The sequence below is a fragment of the Rhodococcus sp. RCBS9 genome (assembly GCF_029457415.1).
Lineage (GTDB): Bacteria > Actinomycetota > Actinomycetes > Mycobacteriales > Mycobacteriaceae > Rhodococcus_F > Rhodococcus_F qingshengii.
In genome coordinates, this window is sequence record NZ_CP120422.1 from 3568336 (window position 1) to 3580188 (window position 11853).

12 protein-coding genes are annotated in these 11853 nt (G+C 63.2%); 4 read left to right on the forward strand and 8 right to left on the reverse strand.

The window, feature by feature from the left end; genetic code table 11:
* Nucleotides 1-141: 141 nt before the first annotated feature.
* Genes P0M12_RS16835 through P0M12_RS16855 form a run of 5 tightly spaced genes read right to left on the reverse strand, consistent with a single transcriptional unit; the run spans nucleotide 142 to nucleotide 4701 of the window.
* On the reverse strand, nucleotides 142-552 hold the full coding sequence (locus tag P0M12_RS16835; RefSeq protein ID WP_007734269.1) for a nuclear transport factor 2 family protein: 411 nt from the start codon (nucleotides 550-552) through the stop codon (nucleotides 142-144).
* Between the two features lie 9 nt (nucleotides 553-561).
* Nucleotides 562-1425 (reverse strand): TIGR03619 family F420-dependent LLM class oxidoreductase, encoded by an 864-nt coding sequence (locus tag P0M12_RS16840; RefSeq protein ID WP_019746978.1) that lies wholly within the window; start codon nucleotides 1423-1425, stop codon nucleotides 562-564.
* 36 nt (nucleotides 1426-1461) lie between these two features.
* The gene (locus P0M12_RS16845) at nucleotides 1462-2643 is read right to left on the reverse strand and encodes a thiolase domain-containing protein (RefSeq protein ID WP_007734272.1); all 1182 of its coding nucleotides are present in this window, start codon (nucleotides 2641-2643) and stop codon (nucleotides 1462-1464) included.
* Nucleotides 2643-3713, reverse strand: coding sequence for a thiolase domain-containing protein (locus P0M12_RS16850; RefSeq protein WP_007734273.1), 1071 nt, complete (start codon nucleotides 3711-3713; stop codon nucleotides 2643-2645). Before P0M12_RS16850 ends, P0M12_RS16845 begins: the two co-directional genes overlap by 1 nt.
* Nucleotides 3714-3723: 10 nt before the next feature.
* The gene (locus tag P0M12_RS16855) at nucleotides 3724-4701 is read right to left on the reverse strand and encodes an OB-fold nucleic acid binding domain-containing protein (RefSeq protein WP_021342921.1); all 978 of its coding nucleotides are present in this window, start codon (nucleotides 4699-4701) and stop codon (nucleotides 3724-3726) included.
* A gap of 73 nt (nucleotides 4702-4774) precedes the next feature.
* On the opposite strand from P0M12_RS16855, the gene P0M12_RS16860 reads away from it, so the two are divergent.
* Nucleotides 4775-5812, forward strand: coding sequence for an LLM class F420-dependent oxidoreductase (locus tag P0M12_RS16860; protein ID WP_019746980.1), 1038 nt, complete (start codon nucleotides 4775-4777; stop codon nucleotides 5810-5812).
* Between the two features lie 170 nt (nucleotides 5813-5982).
* Nucleotides 5983-6957, forward strand: coding sequence for a hypothetical protein (locus tag P0M12_RS16865; RefSeq protein ID WP_042920440.1), 975 nt, complete (start codon nucleotides 5983-5985; stop codon nucleotides 6955-6957).
* Between the two features lie 137 nt (nucleotides 6958-7094).
* Here P0M12_RS16865 and P0M12_RS16870 read toward each other — a convergent pair whose 3' ends face one another.
* Nucleotides 7095-7919 (reverse strand): crotonase/enoyl-CoA hydratase family protein, encoded by an 825-nt coding sequence (locus P0M12_RS16870; protein ID WP_007734275.1) that lies wholly within the window; start codon nucleotides 7917-7919, stop codon nucleotides 7095-7097.
* 79 nt (nucleotides 7920-7998) lie between these two features.
* On the opposite strand from P0M12_RS16870, the gene P0M12_RS16875 reads away from it, so the two are divergent.
* Both P0M12_RS16875 and P0M12_RS16880 read left to right on the forward strand, forming a co-directional pair.
* Entirely contained in the window at nucleotides 7999-9672 is a 1674-nt protein-coding gene (locus P0M12_RS16875; protein WP_039973409.1) for an acyl-CoA synthetase, read from the forward strand.
* On the forward strand, nucleotides 9672-10787 hold the full coding sequence (locus tag P0M12_RS16880) for a nitronate monooxygenase (RefSeq protein ID WP_003945863.1): 1116 nt from the start codon (nucleotides 9672-9674) through the stop codon (nucleotides 10785-10787). The genes P0M12_RS16875 and P0M12_RS16880 overlap by 1 nt, the downstream gene beginning before the upstream one ends.
* Nucleotides 10788-10841: 54 nt before the next feature.
* Here P0M12_RS16880 and P0M12_RS16885 read toward each other — a convergent pair whose 3' ends face one another.
* Both P0M12_RS16885 and P0M12_RS16890 read right to left on the reverse strand, forming a co-directional pair.
* Nucleotides 10842-10997: a hypothetical protein gene (locus P0M12_RS16885; RefSeq protein WP_003945810.1), complete on the reverse strand. Its 156-nt coding sequence runs from the start codon at nucleotides 10995-10997 to the stop codon at nucleotides 10842-10844.
* Nucleotides 10998-11064: 67 nt separating this feature from the next.
* Nucleotides 11065-11802, reverse strand: a complete 738-nt coding sequence (locus P0M12_RS16890) for an FCD domain-containing protein (RefSeq protein WP_007734278.1) — start codon at nucleotides 11800-11802, stop codon at nucleotides 11065-11067.
* Between the last annotated feature and the right edge of the window lie 51 nt (nucleotides 11803-11853).

Consider the following 11853-nt stretch of genomic DNA (forward strand, 5'->3'; position numbering starts at 1 on the left):
CTGACGCAGTCCGTCATCGACACGCGACGTTGGGAACCAGGAAACCATTTCGAGGTTCTCGGTGCAAGTACGACAGGCTGATTCGAATACGACGAGCGCGGCCCCGGTCGATGACCGGGGCCGCGCTCGTACTGTGGGTTCTCAGGCTTTGCGTGCCGTCTTCATCGCACGGTCCACTTCCCAGAATGCTCGAAGCGACGCGATCTTGCCGTCGTCGTTCACCCGGTAGACGAACACGCCCTCAGCGTCGATGATCGAGCCGCCGATGGTGGTTCGGATCTTGCCGATGTTGACGTTCTCGTTGCCGCACACCAGGGAATCGTCGATCAGAAATTCGAGCTTGTCCGCGTTCGCGATCGTCATGTCGTAGAACTTGGAGATCGCTTCGCGCCCGTGATGGCCTTTGCCTTCGGGATCGAAGCCCGAAGGCCCGACCGGATCTTCCACCCAACCGTCCTCGGCGAAGAGGTCCAGCCAGGCTTCCTTGTTCTTGCCACTCGCTGCGGCGCGCGAAGCGTTACCCGCGACGCGGGCGGGGTGTTCGTCGGTCATCGCGGCTCCTCAGTTGATGTACTGCTCGGCGAATTTGCGCATCGAATCCTGCTTTGCCTCCAGCGGGGCATCGAATCCGATTCCGTCGAAAACCCAAGGCACGGTGATGATGTCCGTGACGCCGGCATCTTCGAGCTCTGCGTAACCGTCCTTGCCGAAACGGTCGATGCACACCGTCTGGATTTCGAATGGCTCGTTCTCGCGGCCGTACTCGGCGCGCAGTTCGCGTAGTCGTGCGATCACACCCACCAGGTCGTCGAACTTGATCATCGCCGAGGTCCAACCGTCGCCGACTCGCGCAGCACGCTTGAGTGCGACCTCGGTGTGGCCGCCGACGTAGAACGGAACCGGCTTGGTGGGGGCCGGGCTCATCTGCAGGCGATCGAAATCGAAGAACTCACCGTGATACTCGACCATGCCGCCGCCGAGGATCAGTTTGAGGACGTCGATCATCTCGTCCACACGTGCGCCCCGACGCTTGTACGGAGCGCCGCACCACTCGAACTCTTCCGGAGCCCAACCGATTCCGACGCCGAAGCCGAAACGGTTGTTCGTCAATGCGGCCACGGAACCGACCTGCCGCGCGAGCAGGACGGGATTGCGGCTACCCAGCTTGAGCACCTGGGTGTAGAACTCGATCTTCTCGGTCACCGCGCCCATTGCAGCCGCGGCGATGAGCGGATCGACCCAGGGGGTCTCGGCATTCCACATCCGAGACCCGTCCGGGGTGTACGGGTAATCCGCCGCCTGCGTTTCCATGAAGAACAGTGAATCGGGGAGAGCGATCGACGAAAAGCCGCATTCCTCGGCAGTTTTGGCGATACCGGCTAACTGGTCCAAGGGGTTCATGGCAACCCCGACGGTGTACTTCATCTTCGGCCTCTTCCTGATCGGCGTGTGTGCTGCTGCTTACGTGGTGGGACGTTCGGAGCCGACGACCCACATCGAGAAGTACTGCGAGCCACCGCCGTAGGCATGGCCGAGAGCCTTGCGAGCATCGGCTACCTGGTGATCGCCGGCGCGGTGCATGACCTGCATCGCCGACTCGGCAAAACGGATCATGCCCGAGGCGCCGATCGGGTTGGAGGAGAGAACACCGCCCGAGGCATTGACCGGGAGCTTGCCGCCGATCGCGGTTTCACCCGCCTCGGTGAGCTTCCAGCCCTGGCCTTCCTCCGCGAAGCCGAGGTTCTCGAGCCACATCGGCTCGAACCACGAGAACGGGACATAGATTTCGGCGCAGTCGATCTCGTTGAGCGGATCGGTGATTCCCGCTGACTTCCACAGTGCTGCTGCAGCGTCACGGCCGGCCTGCGGATTGACCTGATCGCGTCCGGCATAGAAGGTCGGCTCGGTGCGCATCGCCGTCGCGTGGATCCACGCGACCGAACGACCCTCGGCCTCGACCTGTGCGGCCGCTTCCTCGTTGCCGATCACAAGAGCGCACGCGCCATCCGAGGACGGGCAGGTCTCGTCGTAGCGGATCGGATCCCAAAGCATCTGAGATGCCTGTACCGATTCGAGAGTGATGTCCGGCTGCCGCAAGTGCGCATACGGATTGAGGCTGCCGTTGAGTCGATCCTTCACAGCGACGAGGTAGCCGATGTGCTCCGGTGCGCCCGATCGACGAATGTACGAACGGACGTGCGGCGCGAAGTATCCACCGGCACCGGCGCCGACGGGCATGTTGAACGGAACCGGTACGGACAGCGCCCACATGGCGTTCGACTCGGACTGCTTCTCCCAGGAAACCGTCAGAACCCGCTTGTGGACACCGGATTTGACCAGGCTGGAGGCGACGATAGCCGTCGAACCGCCCACCGATCCGGCAGTGTGAACACGCAGCAACGGCTTTCCGTTTGCGCCCAGAGCATCCGACATGGCGAGTTCGGGCATCATCGAACCCTCGAACAGGTCGGGGGCCTTTCCGATGACGACGGCGTCGATGTCGTCCCAGCCGACGTTGGCGTCGAGCATCGCGGCGTCGATGGCTTCACGAACCAAGCCCGCCATCGAGACATCGTGACGCTTTGCGACGTAGTGAGTTTGGCCGGTGCCGAGCACGGCCGCGAGTTGAGGCGTTCCGGCCATCAGTTCCGTCCCTCCAAGACTGCTACCAGGTTCTGCTGCAGCACAGGGCCGCTTGTTGCATGGGCCAGAGCGCGATTCGCCTGGCCGTCGAAGATTGCCTTGGCGGCGTGGCCGATTCGTTCCAGACCACCGGCGAACAGTGGGTTGCCGCTGAGCGGACCGCCGGACGGATTGATCGTGGTGGCGTCGGTCAGGCCGATCGCTTCCTTCAAGATCAATTCCTGGTGAGTGAACGGTGCGTGCAGTTCGGCGACGTCGATGTTGCCGACCTCGCCGCCCGTTGCCGCCTTGGCTGCGGACGTAGTGGACGGTGAGGTGGTCAGGTCACGTGCACCCAGGTTGGGGGAGTCGATGCGATGCTCGAGTCCGGTGATCCACGCCGGCCGCTCGCAGAGATCGCGGGCGCGGTTACCCGAGGCCAGGACGATTGCTGCCGCGCCGTCGGTGATGGGCGCACAATCGTGTGCGCGCAACGGATCTGCGAGGAAGGGGCTGGCGAGAAGGGCCTCGATGTCGACCTCGCCTGCGAGCTGAGCCTTCGGATTGCTCAGCGCGTGACGACGGCTACGAGCGGCAACCTCCGCCATGTCCTCGTGCGTCCACTTACCCGCGTCGAGTCCGAGTCGGGCTTGAAGTCCGGCGATCGAGACGGAGTCCGGCCACAGCGGAGTGACGAGGTACGGATCGAGCTGCATGGACAGGATCTTGCGCAGGTGCCCGGCGGAGGACTTGCCGAATCCGTACACCAGCGCGGTCTCGACCTCACCGGTCAAGATCTTGATCCACGCTTCGTAGAAGGCCCACGCAGCGTCCATCTCGACGTGAGATTCGTTGATCGGCGGGACCGCTCCGATGGAGTCGATGGCCGAGATGAAGGAGAACGCTCGTCCGGCCAGGTAGTCGGAAGATCCGGAGCACCAGAAGCCGATGTCTGACTTGGTGATTCCCAGATCGCTGTAGAGCTGCTGGAAGCACGGGACGAGCATCTCGACGCCGTTGGTGGTGCCGTTGGTTTCGCGGACGTGGGGTGCCTGAGCAAAGCCCACGACTGCGATGTCTGCAGAAGTCATTTCAGGAGCCTCACAGGTGGTGTTGGAAGGTGGAGTACTCGGCGTCGGGTTCACCTGTCGGCCGGAAGTATTCGATGTTCTCGAGGGTGTAACCCCACTCTTCGCGAGGCTTCCACTTGGCTTCGACGCGCATGCCCATCCGTACGTCCGCGGCATCACATTCGAGAATCAAGTGCAGGAACGGAATGTCGGCCCCGTCGAGAAGCACGTAGGCGGCCACGTAGGGCGGTTTGATTCGCTGCCCGAGGAACGGGACGTTGACGATGCAGAAGGTGGTGACAATTCCCTTGTCCGGCAGTTCGATCTGCTCGCTCGTCGGCTTCCCGTTGGTGGGATTGGCGCCGCGCGGTGGGATGTAGATCTTGTCTTCGGGTCCGCTGCGACCACCGATGAGCTTGCCTTCTGCGAGACCGCGGAGGTAGAAACTCTCCTCGGCCGAAGCGGAATGCATGAAGTGCAGGTCGACAGGCGTCGTGATCATGGTGACAGGATCGGCGGTGGAATCGACTGTCGCGATTCCATTTTCGCTCTCACCTGGTTCGAAGCACTCGATGTCCTTGATCTGCCCGATCCGCTCCGACGCCCAGCGAGCACGGACCCGCAGGCCGGTGCTGATGTCGTCGGGGGAGTCGACGTCGACTGCGTGGAGCATGGACGTGTCCGCGCCGTCGAGCTTGATCAGGGCCCACGCGAAAGGCTTCGTCAGTGGTTGACCCTCGATGGGTTCGGGCATCCACGTCCAACTCACGACCGTTCCGCCGTCGGAGACTCCGACGAAGTCGGTCAGTGGTTCGGCCGTGTCCGGATCGAATTCCGGTGGCGGCACGAAGACACGACCGTTCGACCCGCGTGCGCCGATCACCTTGCGATCACGCAGGGCAGTCACGAACGCGCCGATGGTCGGTCCCGTCGATCTGGTGTAGTCGAAATGGAGATTCAATGGTGCGCTCAGGGGCTTGTCGGCCACCCCGCTCTTTCCGATGGTCACAAGATCGAGTAGAACAGGTTCTAGAGATTGTGGCAAGAGTCACTTCTGATCACCGGCAATGTGGAGGCCTGCGATGAAGCTTGGGTTGCAACTCGGATACTGGGGCGCACAGCCGCCGGCAAACGCCCCGGAACTGATCGAGGCCGCGGAAGGCGCGGGATTCGACGCGGTCTTCGCGGCGGAGTCGTGGGGCTCGGACGCTTTCACCCCGCTCGCCTGGTGGGGATCGCGCACCGAGAACGTCCGTCTCGGCACCTCCGTCGTACAGATTTCGGCGCGAACACCGACCAGCTGTGCCATGCACGCGCTCACTCTCGATCACCTCAACGGTGGGCGAACGATCCTCGGGCTCGGCGTATCCGGACCGCAGGTCGTCGAAGGTTGGTACGGCCAGCCGTTCGAGAAGCCGCTCGCGCGCACCCGCGAATACGTCTCGATCGTGCGCCAGGTCCTCGCCCGTGAAGCGCCCGTCACCAGCCCCGGTCCCCACTACCCTCTGCCGTATGCGGGACCGGGTAGTTCGGGACTTGGCAAGCCGCTCAAGCCCATTACGCACCCGCTGCGTGCGGACATCCCGATCTGGCTCGGCGCCGAAGGGCCGAAGAACGTCGCGCTCGCCGGTGAAATCGCCGACGGCTGGCTGGCGATCTACTACACCCCGCGCCTGGCCCCGATGTACAACAAGTGGCTCGACGAAGGGTTCGCGCGCGCCGGGGCCCGTCGTAGTCGCGAAGACTTCGAGGTGGCCGCCACGTGCCAGGTCATCGTGACTGACGATCGCGCCGCTGCCATCGCTGCTCTCAAGCCGATGACCGCCCTCTACGTGGGCGGAATGGGCGCCCCGGAGTTGAACTTTCACGCGCAGGTCTACAAGCGGATGGGCTACGAGAAGGAGGTCGACGAGATCGGTCGCCTCTTCATGTCGGGCCGCAAGGACGAAGCTGCTGCCGTCGTCCCCGACGAGATGGTCACCGAGACCATGATCATCGGCAACGTCGACGAGGTGCGCGCAGACGTGAAGCGTTGGGAGGAAGCCGGAGTCACGATGCTGCTGGTGACCTGCCGCGACGCCGACCATGTGCGAGAGCTCGCGGCCGCGGTGGGTGGTTGAGCGGGGCACCCCCATTTTCGAGCGGTACCCCCCTTTTTTCGAGCGAACGGCACGTTCAGCGCATCTGAGGCGCTGAACGTACCTTTCGCTCGCCCAAAGTTATCCACAGGCGCACCGAAACCCCAGTTCGCCGCCGGGGCCCGCGCTGATGCTCGAGTCATGCTGCAACCATGCGGCGAGGAACGTGGGGCGATGATCTGGACGCGATTTACCGCGTCAGTCGAAGCGGAGTGATCCGAACGGCGGAGTTGGCGCGATTGGGCGTGTCCAACTCCGCAGTGCACACCCGGTGTCGGGTAGGTGGACCGTGGCAGCGCATATTGCCGGGGGTCATTCTGCTCAGAAACGGTCAACCGACGCCACGTCAACGCTCGATCGCTGCGCTCATGTTGAGCGGTGACGATTCCCTGCTGACGGGGCGATCAGCCATGTCGGAGTACGGATATCGAACGCACTCGGGGGATGTGCAGGTGCTCATCCCCATCGACCGTCGAGTTCAATCGGTTGGGTTCGTCACGGTGGAGCGCACTGTTCGACTGCCCGAGCCGGAGATTCGGAACGGTCTGCGCTGTGCTCCGCTGCCGCGAGCGTTACTCGACGCTGCGAGGCGGTACAAGGCGCTCGATCCCACACGGGCACTCATCGCTGAGGCTGTTCAGCGCGGCGATGTCTCGGTGCGCGAACTTGCGAAGGAACTCGAAGCGGGTAGCAGTCGGGGTTCCGCGCTACCTCGGGTCGTGTTGCGCGAAGTGAACGCGAACGTCCACTCGGTTCCGGAGGTTCACGCGCGAAAATTGTGGCAGCGGAGCGGGCTGCCGGAAATGTTGTTCAACCATGAGATCCGGGATGCCAACGGGGACTTCATCGCAGTTCCGGACGGATGGATCGATTCGGTTGCCTTCGCGTGGGACATCGACTCCTTGGAATGGCATGCCGCGCCGACGGACTACAAGCGCACGGTGGAGCGTCGGACGCGTATGCAGAATGCGGGAATCATCGTGTTGCCGACGGTGCCCAGTGCACTGCGAACGGACCCTGATCGCGTGATCGAGGACCTGCGTGCGCACTACAGATTGGCGCAGTCACGTCCCCGGCCGCAGGTGTTCGCGAGGTCGAGATGGGTGAAATTGGACGAAACCGGCTGAGCGAAAGTGCCTTTCGGCGCACTGAAGGCGCCGAAAGGTACGTTCGCTCGAAAAGGGGGTGGGTGGGACCGAGAGCGGACGGGAAAGGGGGCTCAGGCGGGGGTCGGTCAGACGGGGGTGGCTCAGACAGGGGTGGGTCAGACACCCTTGAACTGGGGCGCCCGCTTCTCACCGAAAGCCCGCGGGCCCTCCTTGGCGTCGGCGCTCATGAACACCTTCATGCCCAGCTGTGCGTCGATCTGGAAGGCCTCTTCCTCGTGCATGCCCTCGGTGTCGCGGATGGTCTTGAGAATCGCCTGCACGGCGAGGGGGCCGTTGGCACTGATCAGGTCCGCGAGCTCCAGCGCCTTGTCGAGGGCCTGGCCGTCCGGGACCACGTGGCCGATGAGCCCGATCTCCTTGGCCTCCGGAGCCTTGATGTGACGACCTGTGAGCAGGATGTCCGCCGCGATCGTGTACGGAATCTGTCGCACCAGACGCACTGCGGAACCGCCGAGCGGGAAGAGCCCCCACTTGGCTTCGGAGACGCCGAACTTGGCGCTCTCACCCGCGACGCGGATGTCGGTGCCCTGCAGGATTTCGGTTCCGCCGGCGATAGCTGCACCCTCGACGGCGGCGATCAGTGGCTTGGTCAACCGACGGCCCTTGAGGAGGCCTTCGATCTTGGACATGTCGACGCCACCGCCCGCGAAGGAATCTCCCGGCGGCTTGGCGGACATGTTCTTGAGGTCGGCGCCGGCGCAGAAGTCGCCGCCCGCACCGGTGAGGATGGCGACACGAATTTCGGGGTCGTTGTCGACCTGATCCCAGGCGTCGACCATGATCGCCATCATCTCGCCGGTGATGGCGTTCTTACGCTCGGGGCGATTCATGGTCACGATGAGAACGTGGCCACGCTTCTCCACGAGGCAATGCGGCGCGGTTTCCGAAATGTCTGATTTTTCGGTCGTCGAAGTGGACACTGATGGCTCCTGGCGGGTCTGTGAGCTGGCTCTCAAATTGGGTCTTGCCAGAAACGGTAACACGTTCTACTTTGAACTCGTGGCCCTTAACATCGCAGACTTCGTAGAGCACGCAATCGACCTCGTTCCGGACCGCGTTGCGCTGGTCTCGGACAACCGCGAGATGACTTATGCACAGTTGGAGGACCGAGCAAACCGCCTCGGTCACTACCTGCGTGAACATGGCGTTCAGCCGGGTGACAAGGTCGGCATCTACTGCCGGAACGTCATCGAGGCGATCGAGGCCATGGTCGCGGTTTTCAAGATCCGGGCCGTGATGGTCAACATCAATTACCGGTACGTCGAGAACGAGTTGCAGTACATCTTCGACAACTCCGACATGGTTGCGCTCATTCACGAGCGCCGCTACTCGGACAAGGTCGCGAACGTCCTGCCGAACACTCCCAAGGTCAAGTCCGTCATCGTGGTCGAGGACGGCACCGATCTGGACTTCAGTGCTTTCGGCATCGGCTACGAGGACGCACTCGCGCAGAGTTCGGGTGAGCGTGATTTCGAAGAGCGCAGCAACGACGACATCTTCATGCTCTACACCGGCGGCACCACCGGAAGTCCCAAGGGCGTCATGTGGCGTCACGAGGACTGGTGGCGTGTTCTCGGCGGAGGCATCAACTTCGTCACCGGAGTTCCGGTCGAGGACGAGTACGAGATGGCGAAGGTCGGCGCCGCCAACCCGAGCATGATCCGCTACCCGATCCCTCCGATGATTCACGGCGGTTCGCAGTCGGCGGTATTCCACAGCCTCTTCGGCGGCGGAACCTGTTTGATGCACCCGGAATTCGACGCCCACGAGGTGTGGCAGAACATCGACAAGCACAAGGTCAACCTGATCTTCATCACGGGTGACGCGATGGGCCGTCCGATGCTCGACGCACTCATCGCCGGAAACCCGGAGACCGGTGAGCCGTACGATCTTTCGACGCTCTACGTGATGGCCAGCAGTGCTGCACTCTTCTCGCCGAGTATCCAGGAGCAGTTCCTCGAACTGTTGCCCAACCGCCTGCTGACCGACTCCATCGGAGCATCCGAGACCGGCTTCGGCGGACTGGCCGTGCTGAGCAAGGGTCAGAAGCACACTGGCGGTCCGACGGTCAAGATCGACGCCTCCACAACGGTTCTCGACGACGACGGCAACGAGGTCGAACCCGGATCGGGCAAGCGCGGCATGCTCGCTCGCAAGGGCAACATCCCGCTCGGCTACTACAAGGACGAGGTCAAGACGGCCGAAACCTTCCGCACCATCAACGGCGTTCGCTACTCGATCCCCGGCGACTATGCGCAGGTCGAAGCCGACGGCACGGTCACGATGCTCGGCCGCGGGTCGGTGTCGATCAACAGCGGCGGCGAGAAGGTGTACCCGGAAGAGGTCGAGGGCGCTTTGAAGGCGCACCCGGACATCTTCGACGTCCTGGTGGTCGGTATCCCCGACGAGCGCTTCGGTCAGCGCGTTGCCGCAGTGGTCCAGGTACGCGAAGGCACGTCGCCGACGCTGCACGACATCGCCACCGCAGCACGCAAAGAGATTGCCGGATACAAGGTTCCGCGCAGCGTGTGGTTTGTGGACCAGATCAAGCGCAACCCGGCAGGCAAGCCCGACTACCGCTGGGCGAAGGCCGAAACGGAATCGCGCGAGGCCGATGATCACAACGGAAACGGCGCTCCTGTGGCGTCCGCAAACGAAAGCGTGGAAGCCTGATGCGTTCGGATCTCGCCGACAAGTTCGGCATCGAATACCCGATTTTCGGATTCACTCCTTCCGAGCACGTCGCGGCCGCGATCAGCCGCGCGGGAGGTCTGGGCGTGCTCGGTTGCGTCCGGTTCAACGACCCGGAAGAGCTCGAAGCCGCACTGACGTGGATGGACGAGAACACCGACGGTAAGCCGTACGGCGTCGACATCGTCATGCCGGCCAAGGTGCCGACCGAGGGCGGCGCCGTCGATCTCGACAAGCTGATTCCGGAGGAGCACCGCGCTTTCGTCAACCGCACGCTCGACGAGCTCGGTGTGCCGCCGCTTTCCGACGACGTCGAGCATGCGACCGGCGTACTGGGATGGCTTCACTCGGTGGCGCGGTCACACGTCGATGTTGCTCTGGGACACCGGATTGCGTTGATTGCGAATGCACTGGGATCACCGCCGAAGGACGTCATCGATCAGGCGCACGAGAAGGGCGTACCGGTAGCAGCGCTGGCCGGCGCCGTCGAGCATGCACGTCGTCACGTCGAGAACGGTGTCGACATCGTGATCGCGCAGGGCTACGAGGCCGGCGGTCACACCGGCGAAATCGCATCGATGGTTCTCGTTCCGGAAATCGTTGATGCACTGGGTGATTCAGCTGCCGTACTGGCTGCCGGGGGTATCGGCAGCGGCCGTCAGGTGGCTGCCGCACTTGCACTCGGTGCGTCCGGAGTGTGGATGGGCTCGTACTGGCTCACCACGTCCGAATACAAACTCGGCAGTGCATCGGGCGAGGGCCCGTCCGCTATTCAGCGTGCACTGTTGGGCGCGACGTCGGCCGACACCGTTCGTTCGCGCATCTACTCGGGTAAGCCCGCTCGGTTGCTCAAGACCAAGTGGACGGAAGCCTGGTCGAACCCGGGAGCACCGGCGCCCTTGCCGATGCCGCTGCAGAACCTTCTGGTCAGCGACGCTCATCAGAGAATCGCTGCATCGGAGAACCCGGAAGTTGTGGCAATGCCCGTCGGTCAGATCGTGGGACGGATGAACGAGATCCGCCCGGTCGCCGAGGTCATGGCAGAGCTGGTGTCCGGGTTCGAGGACGCGCGAACCCGACTGGATTCGATGAAGTAGTAGATGACACGTGCGTGTGCCCTCGGCCGAGTTTCGGCCGAGGGCACACGTCGTTCAGCCGGCGAGGTCGTCCGGTCCGACGGTGTCCGACAACCATTCTCCGCGGCTGAGGGCGCCGTCGTCGCGGCGGCGTGCGATCACGAAAATGACCAGGGCGGCAGCGAGAACAACTGCGAGAACGCGCGAAGGCGTCAGGTTCGGGTTCTTCATACCTGTAATTTTGCCGGAAGAACGGGCGCGATGGTGAGCCAGCGGAGCAAAATCACGTGTTTCGAAATTACTGCGCTTCGGACGCATGGAGACTCGCGATCCGCTCGCGCAGGCCACCGAAGTGCACATCGAGAGTGTGCGCCGCCTCGACTGCATCACCCGTACGGATCGCGTCGAGAATCGCACGGTGCTTCGACGCGATGTCGATCAGTGGCGTATCCGAATGCCCGATGGCCTGCTGGATCTCGCTGTACACCTGCCAGAAGACGTCCATCAATTGAGCGAGGACCTGGTTGTCCAGCGGGGAGTACAGGCGGGAGTGGAAGGTCGCGTCGATGTCGGAGAAGTTCTTCCCGGCAGCGGCACGGACCTCCATGCCGGTGACGAGTTCGTCGAGGTCGGCGTGGTCGGCCGACGTCATCTCGGCCATCGCCGCACCGATCAGTCCGGTCTCGAGTGCCTGACGAATGTCGACCAGTTCCATCGCCTCGTGCCCGGTGCCCTGCAAGGACAACCGGCCACGGAAGGTCAGGCCGTCGGCGAGAGCGTCGAAGTTGCTAGGGGCGACGAACATTCCGAAGCCGTGACGGATCTCGACGACACCCAAGGCCTGCAGAACCTTGAGCGCCTCCCGGAGCGTGTTTCGGCCGATACCCAATTCCTCGGACAGTTCGGCCTCGGTGGGCATCGGGTCGCCGGGGGAGAGCCTGCGTTCGAGGATCAAGTTCATGATGTCCGTCTGAAGTGCGCGCATGCGGTTTTGCGCGCTGAAACGAGCGCCCTGTGTGCCACTCCGGACAGACATCGATTCCCCTTTTCTGATACGAACGTCCTTCATCCTATGTCCGGTCATCCG

Bases quoted from the DNA above. Each gene is read 5' to 3' on its own strand.
- P0M12_RS16885 (WP_003945810.1), bottom strand. From the start codon at position 10,997: ATGAAGAACCCGAACCTGACGCCTTCGCGCGTTCTCGCAGTTGTTCTC.
- P0M12_RS16890 (WP_007734278.1), bottom strand. From the start codon at position 11,802: ATGTCTGTCCGGAGTGGCACACAGGGCGCTCGTTTCAGCGCGCAAAAC.
- P0M12_RS16860 (WP_019746980.1), top strand. From the start codon at position 4,775: ATGAAGCTTGGGTTGCAACTCGGATACTGGGGCGCACAGCCGCCGGCA.
- P0M12_RS16850 (WP_007734273.1), bottom strand. From the start codon at position 3,713: ATGACTTCTGCAGACATCGCAGTCGTGGGCTTTGCTCAGGCACCCCAC.
- P0M12_RS16835 (WP_007734269.1), bottom strand. From the start codon at position 552: ATGACCGACGAACACCCCGCCCGCGTCGCGGGTAACGCTTCGCGCGCC.
- P0M12_RS16845 (WP_007734272.1), bottom strand. From the start codon at position 2,643: ATGGCCGGAACGCCTCAACTCGCGGCCGTGCTCGGCACCGGCCAAACT.
- P0M12_RS16880 (WP_003945863.1), top strand. From the start codon at position 9,672: ATGCGTTCGGATCTCGCCGACAAGTTCGGCATCGAATACCCGATTTTC.
- P0M12_RS16840 (WP_019746978.1), bottom strand. From the start codon at position 1,425: ATGAAGTACACCGTCGGGGTTGCCATGAACCCCTTGGACCAGTTAGCC.
- P0M12_RS16865 (WP_042920440.1), top strand. From the start codon at position 5,983: ATGCGGCGAGGAACGTGGGGCGATGATCTGGACGCGATTTACCGCGTC.